Annotated in this window: 16 protein-coding genes; 2 read left to right on the forward strand and 14 right to left on the reverse strand. The window is 41.3% G+C overall.

Going from position 1 to position 21378, the window contains the following annotated elements:
* Nucleotides 1-217: 217 nt before the first annotated feature.
* The 10 genes from L8106_RS26140 to L8106_RS26190 all read right to left on the reverse strand — a co-directional run bounded on the left by L8106_RS26140 (nt 218) and on the right by L8106_RS26190 (nt 10669).
* A complete protein-coding gene (locus L8106_RS26140; RefSeq protein WP_009787543.1) occupies nt 218-1240 on the reverse strand; it encodes a glycosyltransferase family 2 protein in 1023 nt (340 codons plus the stop codon).
* A 136-nt stretch (nt 1241-1376) separates the two neighbouring features.
* The gene (locus L8106_RS30060) at nt 1377-2519 is read right to left on the reverse strand and encodes a polysaccharide deacetylase family protein (protein WP_009787544.1); all 1143 of its coding nucleotides are present in this window, start codon (nt 2517-2519) and stop codon (nt 1377-1379) included.
* Between the two features lie 144 nt (nt 2520-2663).
* On the reverse strand, nt 2664-3437 hold the full coding sequence (locus tag L8106_RS26150; RefSeq protein WP_009787545.1) for a DapH/DapD/GlmU-related protein: 774 nt from the start codon (nt 3435-3437) through the stop codon (nt 2664-2666).
* Nucleotides 3438-3471: 34 nt separating this feature from the next.
* A complete protein-coding gene (locus tag L8106_RS26155; protein ID WP_009787546.1) occupies nt 3472-4503 on the reverse strand; it encodes an NAD(P)-dependent oxidoreductase in 1032 nt (343 codons plus the stop codon).
* Nucleotides 4504-4548: 45 nt separating this feature from the next.
* Nucleotides 4549-5271: a class I SAM-dependent methyltransferase gene (locus tag L8106_RS26160; RefSeq protein ID WP_232228578.1), complete on the reverse strand. Its 723-nt coding sequence runs from the start codon at nt 5269-5271 to the stop codon at nt 4549-4551.
* A 47-nt stretch (nt 5272-5318) separates the two neighbouring features.
* The gene (locus tag L8106_RS26165; RefSeq protein ID WP_009787548.1) at nt 5319-6164 is read right to left on the reverse strand and encodes a hypothetical protein; all 846 of its coding nucleotides are present in this window, start codon (nt 6162-6164) and stop codon (nt 5319-5321) included.
* A 68-nt stretch (nt 6165-6232) separates the two neighbouring features.
* A complete protein-coding gene (locus L8106_RS26170; protein ID WP_009787549.1) occupies nt 6233-6772 on the reverse strand; it encodes a metal-dependent hydrolase in 540 nt (179 codons plus the stop codon).
* Nucleotides 6773-6796: 24 nt separating this feature from the next.
* Nucleotides 6797-8440 carry a glycerol-3-phosphate dehydrogenase/oxidase gene (locus tag L8106_RS26175; RefSeq protein ID WP_009787550.1) on the reverse strand — a complete coding sequence of 548 codons (1644 nt, stop codon included), beginning with the start codon at nt 8438-8440 and terminating at the stop codon, nt 6797-6799.
* A 17-nt stretch (nt 8441-8457) separates the two neighbouring features.
* Entirely contained in the window at nt 8458-9738 is a 1281-nt protein-coding gene (locus tag L8106_RS33260) for a glycosyltransferase family 4 protein (protein ID WP_009787551.1), read from the reverse strand.
* A 496-nt stretch (nt 9739-10234) separates the two neighbouring features.
* Nucleotides 10235-10669, reverse strand: coding sequence for an SRPBCC domain-containing protein (locus L8106_RS26190; protein ID WP_009787552.1), 435 nt, complete (start codon nt 10667-10669; stop codon nt 10235-10237).
* 155 nt (nt 10670-10824) lie between these two features.
* On the opposite strand from L8106_RS26190, the gene tilS reads away from it, so the two are divergent.
* A complete protein-coding gene (tilS, locus tag L8106_RS26195) occupies nt 10825-11841 on the forward strand; it encodes a tRNA lysidine(34) synthetase TilS (protein ID WP_009787553.1) in 1017 nt (338 codons plus the stop codon).
* Nucleotides 11842-11949: 108 nt separating this feature from the next.
* Here tilS and L8106_RS26200 read toward each other — a convergent pair whose 3' ends face one another.
* The 3 genes from L8106_RS26200 to ltrA form a co-directional block, all read right to left on the reverse strand.
* A complete protein-coding gene (locus L8106_RS26200) occupies nt 11950-12816 on the reverse strand; it encodes an RNA-guided endonuclease TnpB family protein (RefSeq protein ID WP_009787554.1) in 867 nt (288 codons plus the stop codon).
* On the reverse strand, nt 12701-13168 hold the full coding sequence (locus L8106_RS33265) for a helix-turn-helix domain-containing protein (protein ID WP_198013003.1): 468 nt from the start codon (nt 13166-13168) through the stop codon (nt 12701-12703). Before L8106_RS33265 ends, L8106_RS26200 begins: the two co-directional genes overlap by 116 nt.
* Nucleotides 13169-13253: 85 nt before the next feature.
* Nucleotides 13254-14996 carry a group II intron reverse transcriptase/maturase gene (ltrA, locus tag L8106_RS26205; protein WP_009787555.1) on the reverse strand — a complete coding sequence of 581 codons (1743 nt, stop codon included), beginning with the start codon at nt 14994-14996 and terminating at the stop codon, nt 13254-13256.
* A gap of 1330 nt (nt 14997-16326) precedes the next feature.
* Here ltrA and glgX point away from each other — a divergent pair.
* On the forward strand, nt 16327-18450 hold the full coding sequence (gene glgX / locus L8106_RS26215; protein WP_009787557.1) for a glycogen debranching protein GlgX: 2124 nt from the start codon (nt 16327-16329) through the stop codon (nt 18448-18450).
* Between the two features lie 91 nt (nt 18451-18541).
* Here the strand turns inward: glgX and L8106_RS30065 are convergent.
* Nucleotides 18542-21378, reverse strand: a 2837-nt coding sequence (locus L8106_RS30065; RefSeq protein WP_009787558.1) for an Ig-like domain-containing protein, incomplete at its 5' end; no start/stop codon positions are given.

Below are 21378 nucleotides of genomic sequence, written 5' to 3' on the forward strand. Positions count from 1 at the left end.
CTTCAGGATTATCTTTTCTCTCTTGAGTCTCACCCTATCAATTTCACTTTCCGTTAATACTTTAAAACTACTTTTAGTTTATAAAAAAGTAAGATTTTACCAACTTTCACCAATTTTTACAAGTAATAGTAAACTGAGTTTTGACCGATTGGATGTGATCAAAACTCAAGACGATTGGTATTAAATTGCTTGCTGAACTCTAACTCATTTAGCAGACTCAGCACAGAGGACAAATAACTCGCCAGTAAGCATTAAGTAAATTGACTCCTAGATTATTTAACGCAGCAATTGGAGAGTTTGATTTGAGAATACTTTTGGGAATATAGATACTATCTGCGCGTAACCAATCTCGATCTTGTTTTAACTTGAGTTTTTGAAAAGCTTGTCTTTTTTCTAAAGTTTTGGAGAGGGTTTGAATCACCTCTAAGTTGGCTTTCCAGTAGTCTCCCCAATTCCCTTTTATCAAAAGTAAAATAGCTTGGGAAATTTCAAAAACAAACAGCATGGGTGCGATTAAAATTAGAGTTTTCCAGGAATAAAGCTTCAGCATGAAAAACCAACGGTTACGAACCATATAATAAGCTTTAGAAGTTCCGCGAGCTTTGCCTTTGTGGTGTACAATTGCATGAGGAACGTTCAAGCAGAGATATCCAGCTAAAGTCAGTCGGAGAACAAAATCTCCATCTTCCCAGTTGAAAAAGTAATCTTCATCAAAGCCACCCACTGCTAAAGCAGCCTCTCGTTCAACTAATAAAGCAGCGCCAGAAACTGCATCAAAAATTTCATATTCTGGACGTTCTCCAACATCGTTATTTCGAGAAATATAAGCTCCTAAATAGTGAATCCATCCACCATTATAATGATAGACAAACTCATCATTCGGATCACAAATTTCTGGATGACAAACTGCGGTTCGAGGTACGGTTTTGATCACTTGCATCAAACGAGTTAAGGTATCAGCTTCAACGGTGATATCATTATCTAAAAACAGGATATAGTTAGTTTCAACCTGTTGTAAAATGGCATTTCTTGCACCTGCTGGCCCTCGATTTGAGTCTAAATAAAGACAGCGAACTTCCGGAAAATGTTCTTCTAACCATTCCCGGCTTCCATCTGTTGATAAATTATCAGCAACAATAATCTCAACATCAGGATAATTTAAAGCTTGAATAGATTGAATCGTTTCGGCTAAATGAAGTTTACCATTGTAATTAATAATACCAACGGTAACTTTATCCATGGTTATCTCAGGGTTATTCATTGTTTGAATCTATCGTGAATTACGAAAGTATGATTCAGTTGATGTGAAGTCGCTAGGCTCTCAGACTGGGTAATCAATAGTTTCCAGTCAGAATGAATTAATTTTTTGAAAGGGTTTAGTAGATTTCTACAGTCTTTGCTCGACGCTGTAACTTCGCCTGGAAAATTTTCCAAAGTGGGTATCGTCCTACACCTGGAAGTCGCAAAAGATAGTCATCTTTGAGACGGGGAATATAAAAGGGAGAATCACCTGGTTTATTACTATTTCGCTCATCTAGAGTCACCCAAAAGTTCGTAATATAACCTGCTTCTTGACTGAGAGTAATTGCTTCATTACTACCCATACCCCAAGGATAACATAGGTGCTGAATCGGTTTATTCAACCGTTCGGATAATACCGTTTTAGATTGAATTAAATCACTTAACATTTGCTCTCGTTTTTGTGATTCTGATTCATATTCACCCGAAGATGAAGTTTTTTGAACGGTATGATAATAGTCGGTTAATTCTTTTTTCCAAGTGGAACGCTCAAAAAATGTTGTTCCGCCTTGAGTATTAACCCAAGTAATACAAGTTTCTCGAACTTCAGGATTATCAATAAAACGAGAATGACCTTCTAATCGCGGTGCATAGTTATAAATGGGTGTTCCTAGTTGCAGTTTATTGGTATAAGAACCGTTATTTCCAATCCAAGGAACATCTAAACCTAAAGAATCTGGAAACTCAGGATGATAAAAATCAAGCAGTTTAGGTTCAACAAAAATTCGAGCATGGTAATGACTATGAGATTCTATTTCCATCACTCCAGATTGCTCTAGTTCGAGTAATTCTGACCAAGATAACCAAGTTTTTCCTGATGTGACTGAACTTGGTTTTTCCTGAATATAGTGAGGAACAACAAAACCTACTGCATTAAACCCATAGCGTTTGAGGAGAGGATAAGCAACATCATACCAACTTTTTTCTCCATCATCAAAAGTCAACAAAACAGAAGGTTCTTTGAGGGTAACTTCTCCTTTGATAAACGCCATAAATGTTTCTAAATTCAGCGTCCGATAGCCATTTGTTTTGAGAAATTCTAACTGGCTTTGGAGAGTTGCTGAGTTAACGGTATGAAACATAAACACCGGAACTTCGTCCTGGAGTCTATCTAAGTTTCCATCCGTCACAAAGGCGGGATATTTTTTCTTTAAAAAACGTTCAAGTTCAATGGGAACTTCCCGAAACCCTTTGGAAACTTTTTCTAAAATTGATCCCATACAATTTGCTATCCTTCAATTTTAAATTGGGTAAACAATTTGCTAAAAATGAAGTAAACTGCAACTCAGCTTACTCCCCATTAAAAACGAACATTTGGTGATTTTAACCGTCTCTCTCTATCGGTATTTTCTACACAGAAAGTATCAACTGCGACCAGTCTCTTGACGGTTTTGAACAACTTTAGCAGGAACTCCGACAGCAATAGAATAATCAGGTAAATTCTTCGTGACAACGGCACCCGCTCCCACAATACAACCTTTTCCAATTTTAACACCATCTAAGACGGTTGCACCCGCACCTAACCAAACGTCATCACCAATTTCAACGGTTCCTTTTGAAAAAAGTCCTTGATCCATTAACGGAATGTCTAAACGATCAGAAATATAACGTCCACCGCCAATATAACAGTTTCCAGCTATTAATACTGAGTCTCCGATGCTAATGCCAGAAATTGCAGAAATAATCGTACTACAACCAATATCTGCGCGATTTCCAATCTTTAATGGCCCTGTTTTAGCTTGAATGACACAATTCCTAGAAATCATCACATCATTTCCTAAAATCAAGCCTTGATCTCCGCCGCCACTGCCATCAATCATACTATAGTCATCGATCGCAACGCGATCGCCAAGAGTGATTTTTCCAGGATGACGCAAGACAATTCCTTTCCCAAAAATCGCTCCTTTTCCAACTTGTTTAAATAAGCTCGGATAGGTTAACTTTCTCAGGGCATAACCCAACGTTCCCGAGACATCTCCAAACAACAAATTCGCAAGTTCATAGCGTAAAAAAGGCAGAAATCGCTCATCTCCTAAAGCCTTCTGTTGGTATTTCTTTAACAGCGAAGACTTTTCTTGATTAAGCTGTTCTGTTAAGGCAACTTTAGAGATTTTTATTCGTTCTTCCGGTGCGACCATTACTCTTACTGCTCCCTATTTTTGCGAGTTTAAATCAAGCTTTTTTCAATGAAACCCATTCTTTATCGGCATACCATTGAGCCGTTTCTTTGATACCATCCAGATCAGAATGAGTGGTATTAAAACCCAAAATATTTCGCATTTTTGAGGTATTAAAAGAGCGGTCTTTGGTGTAGAATGCCACCCGTCTTCTGTAAATTGGCGGTTGAATCCCTAAAGGTTTACAAAGGATTTCAAACACATAGCCTAAAGCAAATAAGGGAGCAGCAGGAAGACGTAAAAATTGAGCTTTCACGCCGTAAACATCCCCAATAATTGAGATCATTTTCTCAAAAGTCATCGCCTCGGGACTGCCGCAAATAAACACTTCTGCTTCGGCTTTGGGATGAGTCGCCGCACAAATCATAAAGTTCGTTAAATCATCCACATGAATGAAGTGATAAAGGTTACTGCCATCACCAATTACTGGCACCCATTTCTTATTCACCATCTGGAAAATTTTCAGCAGTCGTTTGTCACCCGGGCCGTAAATTCCAGCAGGTCGTACTACAGCAAAAGAGAGTCCTGCTTTGGGGGCAAAATCTCGAATCCAGAGTTCAGCTTCAACTTTTGTTTCTTGATAAATATCGCCGGGTTTCATGCGGTAGGTTTCATCAGCAGGAGGCTGTTCAATATGACCATGAACGCCAATCGTTGAAACATGAACAAAGCGCTTAAAGTTCGGTTCTTTTAAAGCAGCTTTAGCTAAGAGTTGGGTACTTAACACATGAACATTAAAATACCCAATATCTTTGAGTTTGGGGTCACGAAAGGGTGTAACCATATGGAAAATATAGTTAACCCCTTGGATAGCTTTATTAATTAAGTTTTCATCAAAAACATCGCCGCGAAGCCATTCAATATTGAGTCCTTCAAAGGGTTCTAAATTTGAAGTCGGACGAGCAATTGCCACGACTTCTACCCCTTGTTGGACAAGCTTCCGCACCAATAGCGATCCGGTGAAACCTGTTGCGCCTGTGACCAATGCACGAGAACCGGGGGGCAGTTGATAAATAGAGTCTTCCATTGTAACCTCAAGGGATGGGATAAAAATTTAGACAGTAGATTAATTCTAACCTTTTGTGAATTTTGCAATCACAGGTGAGCCAAAAAAATGAGTTAATTTTAGCGATCGCACAGATTGTTCTAAAGTCGAGGAAAAACTCGGTGACTTCAGCATTCGGTGAAGAACCATCGGAAAGAAAAATTGCGGATAGCGTTCAGCCAGTTGAAGTCCGAGGCTTTTTAAATAAGCTTGAAGTTCAGTTTCCTGATAACAGATAAATCGGCGTGTATTTCCTTCCACACGTTTCTTAAATCGAAACAAATAGGGAGCAATCGCATTAACACTCTGAACCGTTGGATAGTCGATAATGACTGCTTTTTTAGCAACTCTGGCGAGTTCACTCAAAAATTTTTTATCTTGGGTGACATGAGCGAGAAAGCGATAACTAATCACGACATCAAAAGCATTATCCTGGTAGGGTAAATCAAGAACATTACCCACTTGAAAACAACAGTGATTACTGTTTAGCCAATGCTGAATTCTGGCTCGACAAACCTCAGAACTTCCTAAAACCGTGACTTGGTAACCATTGGCAATCAAAGGAGCTGTAATCTGTCCATGTCCGCCACCGACATCCAGCACAGTTGCCTGGGGATAGTCTTTCAGCATTTGTAGGGTGACTTCGGTTTGAACATTCAGCATCCAAGTTCCAACTGCTCCTAAGAACCGCGAAGCATAGCTTTCTGAAGCTGTTTCAATATCTGCGGTTTCTGGAAAATCAGAACTCACGATTCTGTTTTCACTGTTTGACTCAGTTTCTGTGAACATTCGCACCTCTATTCTTGATTTTGATAGCGAAGTGTGACTTGATTACGAATAAAATTCCACGGGGTTTGTAAAGATCCATAAGGATGCAATACAGTTTCAGGACGGAGTAAAACTTCTTTCATACTTTTTCCGGGTTCTTGTTTATTAAATGAACCCCGAACCTGAAATCCAAAACTTCCGGGTCGAGTTGATTCAGATGCAATGGGAAGCGGATCACTTCCGGGTAAAACTCTTAATCCTTTGTCTTCCGCGAGTTGAAAATAACTGGGTCGTCGCCAAAATATAGGTCGTCCGCCATTATCCCCTAGAAATAAGGGAGAAGAATCATCGGAATTTAATAGATTATTTAATACTTTTCCCCGTCGTCCTAGCCATTTTCCAAATCCCCACGGGAGTATCGGTAAACCCCCTGCATCTCGAACGGTCTGAATGGTATCTTGAAGGGGAGAACCATCAGAAAACGTTTGATCAGTAATTAAGGCTAAAACTTCTAAATTTTCTGAGGTTATAATCTGACGACCTGCAATTAAATACATCCCTTGATTTTGGGGATTTTCGGCGTAGATTGATTCTGATTCTGATGTTTTATAAAATCTCCAGTCTTCAACTTTTTGTTGTTTTTCTGCATATTCAACTAAAGTTTTAAACCAATTATTGTCGCTCGTTTCTGTTAAAAACAAGAGAGAATAAGAGGGAATTTGATGAGGAAGTTTAGCAACCGTTTTTTGAAAATTATTAAAGGCTGAATTGAGAAACTGTTCAAGGGAAAAACAGTTATAAATATGAACATGAGCGTCTGCTAGAATTAAAGGATGAGCAGAATCAATGGATTTGGCTAAAAGGGAAGTCATCATTATTAGGGCTGAAAATTCAAAATGTTCAAGTTGAGCTAGCTTTGAAGGTTTTACTCTTCTATTTTATTTTACTCTACAAATTTTTGAGATTTGGCTTGTTTCCAAAACCATAATCCGGTGAGAATGATTCCGGAGTAACCTAACTCCCAAGCCACGAAGATTAAATGGCTAAGATCAAATAATCCTTTGGAATGATGTACGGGAGGAAAAAGGGGTAAAGAAGATTGAATATAAACCTCTGAAAACGGTGATAACACTTGTACACCTAACCCACCTGCGGTTAGAATATCCAAGAGTAAATGGGAACCATAGAGGATCAATGTCCACCCCATTAATTTTTGGACGGAGAATTTTCCTAACCAACGTCCCAATAAACCGATAATCAGACTCAAACCGACTGCAAAAATTAGGGTATGAGTTAACCCTCGATGAAATCGTTCTCCAGTCAGCAATTGCGGAATAAAATCGAAGTCAGCAGCGATCGCAATAAAAACAGCAGCAAAACTATGCCAATGATACCGCTTTTCTTGATTTCTAATGTTTGACTTTAAAGGAAATAATTCAGATAAAACGTATCCAGAAACAGCGTGAGCGATAGGGGAAGGCATAATTAAAGTTTGGCTTGCTTTTTTCTAAACACCAGATAAAACAGGAGTATGATGCTTACTAATGTTTCTCACGTGTTGGAGTTCTTGCTGTATTTTTGCCGAACTCCAATTCAAGATATCAGCCATTGTTTCGGCACATAACTGTACAGAACCCTCGTCTAATTCACCTGCACTGCCAAGTTCTGTTCGCCGAAATACAACATCACTGAGCGTTTGTGCCATCTCATACTCAACAGCATACAAGACTTGCGCCTTGAGAACCGCATCATCCGATGAACTGGGTTGAGATAATTGCTTCAAATAGCCTAACACATCCTGATAGACAGATCCGTAATTGTAGACTAAGCTACGAATCGTCTCCGCTGCAAATCCCTCAGACTCTTTTGTTGTGATTGCCTGTTGCAAGAAGGCAGAAAAGTCTGCAATTTGTCCACCATAAAGAGGAGTATTTGCGGATACAGACGGAGGTGATTGCCCCCAAGATTTAAACACTTGGTCGAGGGTTTTTTGAGCGACATCACGAGCGGTTGTATATTTAACTCCAACCACCGAGATTAATCCCGGAAATCCTTCTGCGGTAAAATCACGAATTTGATACTGTTTAAGCATCACAGGTTCGCCTGTTTTCGGGTCGATTTCTTTGCAAGGAAGTTGACCTTGATGTACAAATAAGACATCTTCTCGGGTCAGTTTAGCCGGGGGATAAGCTTGATTAATTTGATTGATAAACCCTTGAATAGATTCTTCTGAAATTTGAAACTCATCCGGGTTTTGAGACTCGATTCCTTGCCATGTCCCAATCATCGATTTTCCTCGCCAGGGAGAGACAAACCAAAAGCGTCCATCACCGGGTAAACCGACTGCATAATGATTAAATAGAGGACGAGTAATCAGGTTCATCGCTTGCGCCAGACGCATTTGATGTTGAGGAGGTTGCGGTTTGACTAACCCTAAAACATGATTAACCCAAGGCCCACTGGTATTGATTACAGTTTTGGCTTGAATCTCAACCGAATTCCCGCTTAAAACATCTGTAGCTATTACACCAGTAATTCGATTTTGCTGTTGTAAAAATCCGGTAACTTTGGTATAGTTAGAAATCTCAGCACCTGCTTCCACAGCCGAATGTAGAAATGCCAGAGTTAGTCGTTCAGAATTGTAGACTTGAGCATCGTGAAAAACCGCTCCTCCTGTTAGTCCCTCTATCGTTAAACCGGGAATTAATTGTTGACATTCGGTTTTAGAAACGACCCGACCCTGGGGAAGATGTTTTTGTTTGTCTGGGAGTCTATTGCGATCAAAGCTGACTAAATCATTGAGTTTGAGGGCGATAGAAAGAGCTTCTTTTCCCTTCGTCGTATGTCCGTAGGTGGGAATTAAAACCGGGAGGGGATGAACCAAATGAGGAGCGATTCCCATTAAAGTTGTGCGTTCAGAAATGGACTCTCGCATCCGTTTCAAATCCGCCGTTTGTAGGTATCGCAATCCCCCGTGAATGGTCTTTAAACTGTTGGCTGAGGTGGCGCCACCAAAGTCAGATTGTTCGACTAAAGCAACGCTTAAACCTCGTGAACTGGCTTCCCAAGCAACACTTGCTCCGTAAATTCCTCCACCAACAATTAGGACATCGTAGATATTTTGGGTTAAGGTCGCAAGGTTTCTTTTCATCACTGTTTGTGGATTGTTTATTCTAATCCAGCTTGAATTTGAGTCGGAAAGATTTCACACTGTAACCAACGATAGAGACCATTAACAGTTTTGCTAAAAGCACTGTAACTGTGTTTCTCTTGAATCATTTCTTGTCCAGCGTTTCCGAGTTGTGAACACAAGCTAGGATTATTGATTAGCTCAATCATAGCCTGAGAAAAGTCTTCGGGTACAGGTTGAGCCAGTTTGGAGATTTCTGGTGTTAAAACTTGGGTATGAGTCAACAAGTCAGTTGCTAAAACCGCTTTCCCACTATCTAGGTAGGAGTAAACTTTCATCGGGGTATTGATACCTTTCGTCCGAGGAGAAACTAAAATATCAGCTTGGGAGAGATAAGCACTGAGGTGTTGAGCGGGTCGTTGACCGAGAAAATGAACTTTTTGCTGAATTCCCAGTTGAGCAGATTTGGCTTGATATTTGTCTATTCCGGCTGAGTCTCCACCAATAATTACTAAGTCTACTTGATCGGTAGATTTTAAGGTGAGCGCAAAACTTTCGAGCAACAAATCAATCCCTTGATATCCTTCTAAATTCCCCACATACATCAGGACTTGGTTTTGGATACCGAGATCTTTACGGATGTCTTCGTTGACTTCATCAGTGGAGTCTTCTAACAGCGAGATATCGGGAAGGATGGTAATATTTTCGGGTTTGTAATCAGCGATATCGTCCGCAATTGCATGACAAACGGGAAGCACTGATTTTGCATTTTTAACGGCGATTTTCTCAAACCAGTTAAATACTCCAGCAACTGGTTTTAGCCAAGGCATTTGTTCAACCATTTGTTGGGCGATGGAGGAATCCATGTCATACACATAGGGAATTCCCAACATTACCTTCATCAATAAGGCGATAAAAACTGATTCTTCAACGGCTTGAATCAGGTGATATTTGCGGGTTGACACCATCTGCATCACCTTAAAGACCATTAAGATATCATAGACTAATTTCTTCCAAGAAAATCCGGGACGAACACCTTCAACAAAAGGAACTTTTAGTGTTCTGTGAATCGTTACATTTTCGAGTTCAATATCCTTTCCTTCTGGAAAAGCAATAACATCAACCTTATAGTTGTTTTCTGATAAAACTCTCAAAAACAAACAATCATCAATTGGTGTTCCTCGATCTTGATAAAAGGGATGAGGTGCTAAAAATAAGATATTTAAGCCGTTAGAATCATTTTTATTTTGGCGAAAGCTTTTAATTTGATGCTTAACAATGCTGGTTTGCTTGGAGTTGGTGTCGTGAGTGAGTACCATTTTTATCCCTCTAAAATATGTAGATATTGCAGAATAAATTTAGCCGAATTAATCCGACTTCTCGGGTTATTGTGGATGTTGTATCTTAACCGCTACTTCACCAAGATATTCAGCTTAAAGTATCAATCAATAATACTGTCCGGTAAAGTTTACGGATTTACAATTCCAACAGAAGAACACCCTTGTTTTGAATAATCATGTCTTAGCCGTTGCTATATTTAATAGTATCCTCTCTACTCCGTAAAAGTAAGGGTAGTTCTGTAAAACCTTGGAGAAAATTGCAGGGATTTGTGTAAAGCTTCGGTAAAGACAATGTATTTTAGCGTAGTTTGTCCATCCCTAACTCTATGGATTTATTCTAGGAAATCAATCAATACAGGAACTCCTAACCCGTATTTTTTCTCAGATGCTGACATGACCAGTCATCTTATCGAAAGTGAATAATCACTGGACTCCAAAAAAATTAAATCTCTACTCGGAGACTACTTTACAAAACTTAAAACTTTTCTATATATTCTTTTAACTCTCGCGCCATCCGTTCCATTCCCCGCTTTTCATCTTCACAAATAAACGGTAAAAAGATCCGTGATAACCATCCAGAAAAGACTTCTCGATGAATATATTTTGTCCGACCCACTCCAATTTCTTGCAATTCAAACCAATATTCTCCCCGAAAACCGGGAATTTCAGAAACCCAACTTAAACACACTTGCGGTTGTACAACTTTAACAATAGCTTGAAACTCTGTATCTTGATCGGCGGGACTGCGCCATACAGATAACCGCACCATTTGATTTACCTGAAACGGTAAACTAGAATCACGGTCAAATAAAAAACTATTCCACGTAACCCAATCTTCTTTCTGATCAAGCACCCGCCAAACTTGCTGTTTAGACGCATTAATTTCAATTTCTGTATAGAGCGTTGACATATAATTTAAGATCAGGAAAGATAAAACCAGAATTGAGCCAACCCAAAATTTTAAATTTTTTTGATTTTTGTCTCAACTATCCGTAACCACTTTCTATCTAAAAGATTTTACGCCGACTTTTCCCTCAATTTCAAGAGTTGTTACTCAATTCAATGATGGATTATTCTGCTTCCTGGACACCCCTCCACGCTCAACTACATCGAACTCTAAAAGTGCGTCAACTTTTACCTTCCAAGCAACGGCTTTTGGTGGCGGTATCCGGTGGACAAGACTCGATGAGCTTAATCAAACTCCTCCTAGACTTACAACCCAAATGGGGTTGGGACTTAGCAATTGCTCATTGTGATCATCGTTGGCGCTCTGACTCTGGCGCAAATGCTGACTATATCGAACAACTTGCTGACTCTTGGCAACTGTCATTTTACCGTCAAACGGCTCAAAAAATCCCAAAAACTGAAGCCGATGCTCGTCACTGGCGTTATCAAGTGTTGTCTGAAATTGCTCTGACTCACAATTATGATTATGTTGTGACTGGTCATACCAAGAGCGATCGCGCCGAAACGTTACTATACAATTTAATTCGGGGGAGTGGCTCCGATGGGTTACAAGCTTTAGCCTGGAAACGTCCAATAGATATTGAAGCGAATGTCAATCATACTAATCATAATATTGGGTTAGTGCGACCGATGTTAGAAATTCTGCGATCGCAAACGGGTCAATTTTGTCAAGATCAACAATTAAAAATTTGGGAAGATAGCACCAACGAAGACTTAAGCTATGCTCGCAACCGCATTCGGACTGAATTAATTCCCTACCTGCAAACTCATTTTAATCCCCAAACCGAACACGCTCTAGCCCAAACCGCAGAATTACTGCAAGCCGAAGTAGACTACTTAGAACAAACCACCGAACAACTTTATCAACAAGCCATTTCAACTGAACCCGATTCTACAGGTTTAAAAATCAATCGCCTGATTTTACGTCAAGCCCCGCTCGCGTTGCAACGTCGAGTCATGCGTCGTTGGCTGCAACAAATTCTTCCCACATCGCCCAGTTTTGAACAAATCGAGAAACTCACTGCTCTGATCTGCGCTCCCAACCGTTCACAAACCGATCCATTTCCAGGAGGAGCGATCGCCAAAGTTGATCAACAGTGGATAAAAATATCGTGACATTCTCCCGGCGTTAATTGCCTAGCAATATAACGCGGGCTTCTTGACCTCGCAATCAAGATTTCCTACGTTGCACTTGTCTAGGATTTCTCCCCCGACAGTACGCATTCAGTAGGCGGTTTCCGTTCCCCAATGATCCGAAAGGTACTTTTCGATTCCACGATTACAAATTACCTCGGCTGAGGCAATATCTCTGTTGTTTGAATAGTTGCATTCATCACAGGTATGCCAACGAATTGAAAGGTTGTTATCCCATTCACTGCCGCAGCTAGGACACTGCTTAGATGTTCCTCTGTGATCAACAACTGCAAAAAACTTTCCCCGTTTCCAGCATACCCATTTCAACAAATCTCGAAATTGACCGAAGCCTGCATCCAATGAATGTTTTCCGAGGAAACCTTTTGCCATCACTCTAAAATCGATGTCTTCAACAAAGATTGAATCGGCTTGATCACAAATAATATGTGCTGTTTTTAGATGAAAATCTTTGCGGGTGTTGGCAATTTTATGATGTAATCGTGCTACTTTTACCTGTGCTTTTTCCCAATTCTTAGACCCCTTCTTTTTTCTCGAAGCCTTACGTTGCAGCAATTTAAGCTCGCTTTGTAATTCTACAAAAAACTTGGGTCTAGGAATGGTTAGTCCATCTGATGTAGCCACAAGATCGATCAACCCTAAGTCGATCCCGATAGCCCTCCCAAAAGAAGGTGTATCTGGTATCGAAACATCAGCTTGAATTGTGATCACCACAAACCATTTTGTTCCTCTGCATCTTGAGACAACTCGCACCCCTTTAATACTAAATCCTTGAGGGATTTCACGGTGCAGGTTGATATCTACAAGCCCAAACTTAGGGAGTTTAATCTGATTCCCTTTGATTGGATTGTTTTTGAATTGAGGAAACAAAAACGATTGATAGCGCAAAGTTGGCGGTGTCGGTTTCCGTCCCGCCAAACTTTGTAAGAGAGCGACCATATTTTTTATAACGTGGAAAACCTCGTCCTCTTTGTCTGAAAGATTCCCAGGAGTTGTGCAATCTTTTGACTACATCTTGAGTGACTTGAGAGTGAACTTCTTTTAAGTAAGGGTTGGTCTTTTTCCATTGCGTTAACTGTCGCTTTTGCTCTATGTAACCGGGGAAAGGAGTCTCGGTCGGCATAATGTATTCTCTATCCAGAGAACACCTATCAATCGTACACTTCCGACTATTCATCCAATCTTTCAAGTCTCGCAGACAACGATTGTATAGTCGTCTACAAGTCTCCAGCCAACTCAACATTGATTTCTGTTGAGCGGCACTGGGGTAAATGCGGTAAGTGTAGTTCATAGTTAGTGATTAGGGGTCGAAGGAGGCTTTACAACCTCCGACTCCCATTCAAAACCGTGCTTGCTACTTTCATAGCACACGGCTCCTAGTCTAATTGTCTGTTATCATCAGAACATCCGGTTTCTTTTGAGTTGTAAGACCCATCGGTTGCCGTTTTAATATCGTGACAATGGCGATGCAATAATTGCAGATTTTTGTATTCATCTTTACCGCCTACAGACGTTGGGATGATATGATCGATTTCTACAATATCATCTGGGGTGAAATATTGTCCAGATGATTTACATTTGCCTTTTTGCTTTTTGAGCAAATTTGCTACTCGTTTAGGTACATCGTAGGCTGTGCCTTTTCGTGTACTCCAATAAGTCCAGTTTCCATCATAGGGTGATGCTTCAGGTCTTATAGTTACGTGACGTTTAATAGTTGTTTCAGCATGGTTTAGTAGTTTATAACCATCCTTGGTTTCAAAACTCCATGCCATATTACCGTTTTTCCTGAAGTATTTCTTCAGTTGATCGTAACTAGCTTTACCGCATCTGCTAACTGTCCATGCTCTTAATCTTTGCCATCTGATGTTGTCTAGAGAGGAGAATGTCTTTTTGGAGACAACTTTGGAATGGTAGTTACACCATCCTCTAATTACCGGGTTTAGGTGTTTGATTAATGCGTACTGGGGTGCGGTTTTGTGAGTTTTAATCACTTCTTTCACCTTGTCCGTGTGAAGCTCTATTGCCTTCTTGCTAGGTTTTATTATGGTTCTGAACCCTATTAGTTTTGAGTTCATACCCCCAGTCTTACCTGAGTGGTGTTTTCCCACTGGATATTGTCTGAAGTTCCAGCCTAGAAAGTCGAATCCAGGTTTAACCTTTATGCCTTTCACTTCAATTTCTTTTAGTGTATGACATATACGGGTTTTGGCTGGTTTCAGTTCTAACCCGATAGGTTTTAACCATTCTTCGATGGCAATTTGGCACTGTTGAATGATTTCTATTTGTGGGCTAATTACCACAAAGTCATCTGCATACCTAATGATTTTTGCGTAGTTTTTATTGTTGTTTGTTCTTTTTGGAAAGAATTTCTCAACAAGCCTACTCATTCCATCCAGTGCGATGTTAGCAAGTAGAGGACTAATAACACCTCCTTGTGGTGTGCCTGCCTCTGTTGCCTCAAATATGCAGTTGTCCATAACTCCAGCCTTCAACCATTGTCTGATTTGGGCTTTTATTGTTGATGGACAATCGATTTTGGACAGTAGGTATTCATGGTTAATCTGGTCGAAACACTTTGAGATGTCAGCATCTAAGATGTAATATTCACCTTGATTGATACTTTGGAAGATTCGTGACATTGCATCATGGGCTGAACGTCCGGGTCTAAACCCGTAGCTTTCCCCCTCGAATCTGGCTTCCCATTGTGGTTCTAACCCAGATTTTACCAAAGCTTGCCTTACTCTATCGTGTATAGTCGGGATTCCTAAAGGGCGTTTTTCATCCTTGGATTTGGGTATCCATTTCCTGCGGAGTGGTTTTGCCTTTTGATATTTGCTTAGATTTTTGGCAAGTTCTAGCCTTTGTTTGGGTGTAATAGATTTAATTCCATCTACCCCGGCTGTTTTCTTACCCTGATTATCTTGGGTAACCCTTCTGATTGCTAAGAGTTTGGCGTAATACGACTTAACTAGGAGCTTTTGAAGCTTTCGAGCTTTCGCATTTTGTCCCGATAATGATGCCTGGTAAATTCTCTTTTGCAGCTTAAATACTATCCGTTGAACTTTCGCCCAATTGATTGTATTCCATGCAGTCGTAGTCTTGGTTATACTCGTTTTCACCGTTTTAACTGCTAATTGAAACTTTACCTAACAACTTGACCGGAATCTATCAGCGTATCCTAAATATTACATCTAGGCTTTAGCTTCTGACTCCATCTTTCGCCCTCATAACATCCGCCTTAGATTTGTGGCTACCTAACAGTATTCGACCTCTGTAGGAGTAGATGAGGGTTTTTAACGTTCCTTGAAAATGGGTTTATTGCCTTTAGAATCGTCCTCTCCGCCGGGGTACTTTTGGGAGTCTGTGTAAGTGTTAAGATAAAAACTCTTACCTCTTTGTAGAAGTATATGGAAACTTCTACCTTTTCCCCTTGTTCTTTTGAACGCAGCGTAATCAAGTCAGTTTCGCTACTTACTATTTACGACGGTTCAATACAGACGTTCACTTTCGTTATTCTTGGACAATTGGCTAGAGAACTTCTTTGGTATTTGACTTATACCTGATTTCCCATTATTCCCAGCTTCAGTGTTTTGATAATCAGTCTGACACTGTGGGAATTGCCTTAACTCTTTGGATTTGGGTTACTTTTGCCTGTTAAGGTTCTGTAACTCATACCATTGACTCCGAGTTTGACCTTCCTTTAAGGTCACATTTTTCAAAGTTAAAGTGGATTTGTTTTCCAAATACCACTTCCCTGCTTACATTTCGGGTTTTATTCCTCAACTTTGGCAGGAACGTCTCGCACCCATAAAATATAGTTTAGTACATCTAATTCAAGCGATAACTGTTTTCGGAACATCGAGTCCCTCAACAGTTTTGGGGAGTCCATGGATGAGGGGCTGTCTGCGTGGGTTTCCCGCGCAGTTTATACGCCCCGTCCCGACGCTGACTCTTCGAGTACAACGCGGGGCTTATAGCTCCCCAAACCCCTCTCAAGCTAAGGTCATGCAGAAGCATCACTCAGCCTTGACCGAAAAAATTGGGATACAAGCCCCGTCCGTGATTGACGGCTTTATGTTAAACTTTCTTTTGTGGAAAGGGTAATCAACCACACTAAAAACCCAGTCGCCGAAAGGCAGCGCACCTTGACGCACTGAAGTTATGGGGTTCCGCACAGGAAAGCTTGTACGGGTAAAAGCTTCAAGCAACAAGTACAGAGAAACCAAGATTTTAGGTTTTGAACTGTAGGGTAGGGCATACCCAAACAGGTTTCTGAAATGGAGCAAAACGCTTGAGGAGAATCCATCTCTGGTATAGATAGGTCGCCCTGTCTGTATTAAGTGGACTCGCTGAACCAAGAATCCCCGCCGTTTACGGCGCGGGAGTGTCAATCTTAGTTAGTCTCGCCTTTGAGCTGTCCTGATCCCAATTGTAATAGGACGTGTTTCTATGTATTTACCTGTCTGGCAAGGATTACCTTATCCTTTAGGCACAGTCTGGGATGGTAAAGGAACAAACTTTGCACTCCATAGCGAAAATGCAACCGCCGTTGAGCTATGTTTGTTTGATAGCAACAATCACGAAACCCGTATTTTTCTCACCGAAGTCAATAACTTCATCTGGCATGGATACATCCCCGGCATCGCGCCAGGTCAACGCTATGGGTTCCGTGTACACGGCCCCTATTCACCAGCAGAAGGTCATCGTTTCAATCCCAATAAACTCCTCATTGACCCCTATGCCAAAGCCTTAGACAGTGAAATTCAGTACGGAGAAGCGATCTTTGGCTACTGTTGGGATAGTGAAGACCAAGACTTATCATTTTCTGAACTCGATGACGCTCATCTAGTCCCCAAAGCCGTTGTCATTGATGAAACCTTTGATTGGGAAAACGATCAACTTCTCCGCATTCCCGAACACGATACCATTATATATGAGATGCACATCAAGGGATTTACGAAGGTGCATCCTGACATTCCCCCCGAACTTCGAGGAACCTATGCAGGACTTGGACATCCGGCAGCCATTGCCTATCTCCAGTCTTTGGGTGTTACCGCAGTTGAGTTAATGCCTGTACATCATTTTCTCTCTCAACCCGGACATCTACTTGAACACGGCTTGAAAAATTATTGGGGTTATGATTCTATTGCTTATCTAGCGCCCCATCAAACCTACAGTGCAGATCAAACCCCTGGAAAACAGGTGCAAGAATTTAAGGAAATGGTGAAAGCCTTGCACGCGGGTGGTATTGAGGTGATTTTAGATGTCGTTTATAACCATACCGGAGAAGGCAACCATATGGGGCCGACATTATCACTGAAAGGTATTGATAATGCGGTTTATTATCGTTTACTCGAAGATGATCCCCGCTACTACATGGATTTTACTGGATGCGGAAACTCGCTCAACGTTTGTCATCCGCAAGTATTAAGGCTAATTATGGATAGCTTACGCTATTGGGTGGAGGAAATGCACGTTGATGGTTTCCGGTTTGACTTGGCTTCAGCGTTGGCGCGAGAATTGTATGAAGTCAATAGTTTGGCGGCATTTTTTAATATTATTCATCAAGATCCAGTATTGTCGAATGTAAAACTAATTGCTGAACCTTGGGATGTGGGAGAAGGCGGTTATCAGGTTGGAAAATTCCCGTTATTGTGGTCAGAATGGAATGGACAATATCGGGATACTGTCCGCGACTTTTGGCGAGGTGAAGAGAGTTTACTGGCTGAATTTGCCTATCGGTTTACCGGAAGTTCGGACTTGTATGAAGATAACGGCCGTCAACCTCACGCCAGTATTAACTTTATCACGGCTCACGATGGGTTTACCTTAAATGATTTGGTCAGTTACAACGAGAAACATAACGAAGCCAATAATGAGGAAAACTGTGATGGGGAAAGTCATAACCGTTCCTGGAATTGTGGGGAAGAAGGCGAAACCGATGACCCCGATATTTTGGCATTACGCAACCGTCAACGTCGGAATTTCCTCGTCACATTAATGTTATCTCAAGGGGTGCCGATGTTAGTCAGTGGTGATGAATTGGGACGCACTCAAGAGGGAAATAATAATGCTTATTGTCAGGATAATGAATTATCTTGGCTAGATTGGAATTTGCAAAATAGTAATGCAGATTTATTAGATTTTACCCGTCAATTGATTCATTTCCGTCGTCGTCATCCGGTGTTTCGTCGTCGCCGTTGGTTCCAAGGACAGGCCATTCATGGATCAGCCGTCAGTGATATTGGCTGGTACAATCCAGATGGTGGTCAAATGACAGAAGAACAGTGGAGTATGGGGTTTGCGAGAGCGATCGCTGTTTTTTTTAATGGTGAAGAAATTCCCGAAGTTGGCTATAAAGGTGAGCCAGTGATGGATGAGAGTTTTATGCTCTTTTTTAATGCTCACTATGAGATGATTGAGTTTGATTTGCCCGCAGGTTTACGCGATCGCAAATGGCGGGTGGTGATTGATACGAAAGAGCCGTATTTTATCAACGATTGGGTTTTTTATACAGAAGATAAACCTGTGCCTGTTACTGAACGTTCAGTGGTGGTATTGCAACGGTGTTAACAGGTTAATTGATTAAAGATCTAAAGATCAAAGAAAGTCGGGAATTAGCTATCACTCCCGACTTATTTTTGGATTAAAATCAGATTCTCAGTTAGGCAACAATAGAGAATTCATTAGCGCTGAGAGTGGGGTTTCCATCAAGAGTCGCTAACAATGTAGAAGTCTGAGAACCGATACCATCGACATCAAAGAACAAATTGCCACTAGCGGTATCATACAAGAAGCGATCATCACTTTCCATCGCTACCGTTCCTAGAACAAACTGCTCTGAAGCCAGTGTTCCAACCGTTAAGCCACCGCCAAAGCCAGAGGCAGAGATTTCAAAGCGATCGCCTTCTGAAGCATCAAAGTCTGTAATCATGTCAGTACCGTCTGCGGGTTGTTGGTAAACAAAAGTATCCCCGCCACCTTTACCTGTCAATTCATCGTTACCATTACCGCCCTCAATTCGGTTGTTTGCGGCGTTTCCAGTCAGAACATCATCAAAGTTTGACCCCATGAGGTTATCAACTTGGCTGAGGTCATCTTGGCTACCGAGAGCATCAAGTAGCCCATCGTACCAGAGTTCAGCCATGAGATCATAAGTGTCTTGAGTCGGATGCAGACCATTATCTCCGGTTTCGACAGGAGCTAAATCCTCTACAGTTACGGCATTTCCAATATCAACAAACCCATCAAGATTATAAGTGGGATTATCAACAATATTGTCCCGAATCTTTTGATTGTAGTCTTCAACATTGTCAGCCCGAATTTGAGATTGTCGCTCAGGGTCAACGGGAGTAATACTGGTTAAGACAAGTTTCGCCCCTTCACCGTTATTGTAAGTGGGATCATTATCTGTCAAATTGTTAATCTGCTTGACCAATTTTTCAATTTGATTGAACATATTGGTACTGACATCTTGAGTGTTGCTGGCATCATTGGCTCCAGTCATCAACAAGACCACATCTGGTTCGTATTCAGGTAGCCAAACATCTACGCCGCTTGTTTCTGTTGTATAGCCATCTCGGTTAACCCCAAAGCGAAGATAACTGGTTCGCCAGCCGGGATGTCCTTCGTGGTCAGTATCGCCGAGTTCAGCCGGCCCATTGGATTGAGAACCCACAAAATCAGCCTCTACACCCAAATTTTGTAGCTTATTCCAAAGTTCGGTACGATAGCCTCCTTGTTCGGCTTCCGGTGTGACCCCTGGGAATCCTTGTTTTCCGTCAACTCCGAAGGTAATAGAATCACCCAACGCCATGATAGTCACAGGATTATCAATGGCTTCGTCTGGAACAAAACCCACGCCTTCTTCAAGGTTGGCAAAGATACCTTGTTCAGCGTTCGCATAACTTTGGCTTTGTCCAGATTCAGGTGTGGGTTCCGGTTCGGGTGTGGGTTCAGGTTCGGGTGTAGGTTCGGGTGTGGGTTCAGGTTCGGGTGTAGGTTCAGGTTCAGGTTCGGCTTCGACTGGAGTAAATTCTACATAATCAATGGCTACAAGTTCTCCTAAATCGGCAGTTCCACTAATCGATAATTGATCTCCGGCGGCGATATTTAAGTTTGTTGAAACTGTTCGTTCTACAAAACTTGTGGCCTTGGGTTGACTTGCACCTAGATCTTGGTCAAGTGTCCATGTATCTAAAACGGTGTCTCCCATTTTGACAGACACTTGCCCTACTCCGTCATTTTCGTCATAGTAACCAACCTTGACCTGATACGAACCCGGTTCGAGAATATTACTATCTAGGCTAAATATAGCCTCTCCAGTTAACTCACTTAGTCGAATGAATTGATCTCCAGAAGCAAAGTCCCCAAGAGGTTGCTGGATAGTGTAATTCGTTAAAGTTGTTGCAGTTTCGGCTTCAATCCGAACAGAACCCGGGTTACTGCTATCGTTCGGTTGAGTAGGGGTATCGTTTTCTTCTGCACTATTGACATAGGTGAAGATGCTGCTATCATCTAATGACAATTGTGAAGGAGACACATTTTCAACAATTCCAATCAACTCTTCAGCAGATTGATCTTTGGTATAGAAGATGCGGGTAGAATTTATCTCATAGTTTCTCAGTTGGTAATCATTCGGACTGCCATGCAGTTGAATTTGATCTCCGTCTGAGAAATTGAATCCTACAACTTTACCATTATCACCCCAGCCATTTTTGCTGGTGTCACCATCCATATAGTAGGCTGTTGTTGCATCCCCTAGAACGAATAAATCTGGCCCGTTAGTTCCTTCGAGATTATCTTTTTCACCTATCCCTGGTAAAGCAGTGTTGGGATCAACTTCAATAATGATGTTATACCCTGTGTTGTCATTGTTGTTGTCAGTTCCGCTATCGCTACTATCGTTCGGTTGGGTAGTTGCACTAACTCCGTTGATAGTCAGGTTAACGGTAGCTGTGTCGGTTCCCCCTTTTCCATCATTAATCGTGTAGCTGAAACTATCTGTTGCGGTTTCATCGGCTTCGAGATTGTCGAATTGACCGTTAGGATCGTAGCTGATTGTACCGTTGTTGTTGATGCTAACTTGACCTTTGGTGTTCGTACCATCAACCATACTGACGTTGAGACTATCACCGTCTGGGTCGCTATCGTTAGTCAGGACGTTAATATTGATAGCTGTATCTTCGTCGGTGCTGTCTGTATCGTTTGTAGCTGTAGGTGCTTGGTTAACGGGTTCTTCTGGGGTATCGGTTCCGGAATCAGTTCCAGAAACATAGCTAAAAATGTCGTCGGTTAAGGATACGGGTTCGGAATAGCCAGAGATAATTCCAATCATATCTTTGGTTCCCTCAGTCAAGAAAATGCGGGTATCTCCGTTCCTTTGTATTAGCTGATAATCACTGGGACTTCCATGCAGTTGAATCTGATCTTCTGCATCATTAAACCCGCTAATTTCAGCGCGATCATCCCAATTTGATTGGTTGTAGAAAGCTGTGCTAC

The organism is Lyngbya sp. PCC 8106 (assembly GCF_000169095.1).
Taxonomy (GTDB): domain Bacteria; phylum Cyanobacteriota; class Cyanobacteriia; order Cyanobacteriales; family Microcoleaceae; genus Capilliphycus.

Excerpts from the sequence above, each read along its gene's own strand:
- L8106_RS26140 (WP_009787543.1), bottom strand. The coding sequence starts at position 1,240 with ATGGATAAAGTTACCGTTGGTATTATTAATTACAATGGTAAACTTCAT.
- L8106_RS30060 (WP_009787544.1), bottom strand. The coding sequence starts at position 2,519 with ATGGGATCAATTTTAGAAAAAGTTTCCAAAGGGTTTCGGGAAGTTCCC.
- L8106_RS26150 (WP_009787545.1), bottom strand. The coding sequence starts at position 3,437 with ATGGTCGCACCGGAAGAACGAATAAAAATCTCTAAAGTTGCCTTAACA.
- L8106_RS26155 (WP_009787546.1), bottom strand. The coding sequence starts at position 4,503 with ATGGAAGACTCTATTTATCAACTGCCCCCCGGTTCTCGTGCATTGGTC.
- L8106_RS26165 (WP_009787548.1), bottom strand. The coding sequence starts at position 6,164 with ATGATGACTTCCCTTTTAGCCAAATCCATTGATTCTGCTCATCCTTTA.
- L8106_RS26170 (WP_009787549.1), bottom strand. The coding sequence starts at position 6,772 with ATGCCTTCCCCTATCGCTCACGCTGTTTCTGGATACGTTTTATCTGAA.
- L8106_RS26175 (WP_009787550.1), bottom strand. The coding sequence starts at position 8,440 with ATGAAAAGAAACCTTGCGACCTTAACCCAAAATATCTACGATGTCCTA.
- L8106_RS33260 (WP_009787551.1), bottom strand. The coding sequence starts at position 9,738 with ATGGTACTCACTCACGACACCAACTCCAAGCAAACCAGCATTGTTAAG.
- L8106_RS26190 (WP_009787552.1), bottom strand. The coding sequence starts at position 10,669 with ATGTCAACGCTCTATACAGAAATTGAAATTAATGCGTCTAAACAGCAA.
- tilS (WP_009787553.1), top strand. The coding sequence starts at position 10,825 with ATGGATTATTCTGCTTCCTGGACACCCCTCCACGCTCAACTACATCGA.
- L8106_RS26200 (WP_009787554.1), bottom strand. The coding sequence starts at position 12,816 with ATGGTCGCTCTCTTACAAAGTTTGGCGGGACGGAAACCGACACCGCCA.
- L8106_RS33265 (WP_198013003.1), bottom strand. The coding sequence starts at position 13,168 with ATGAACTACACTTACCGCATTTACCCCAGTGCCGCTCAACAGAAATCA.
- glgX (WP_009787557.1), top strand. The coding sequence starts at position 16,327 with ATGTATTTACCTGTCTGGCAAGGATTACCTTATCCTTTAGGCACAGTC.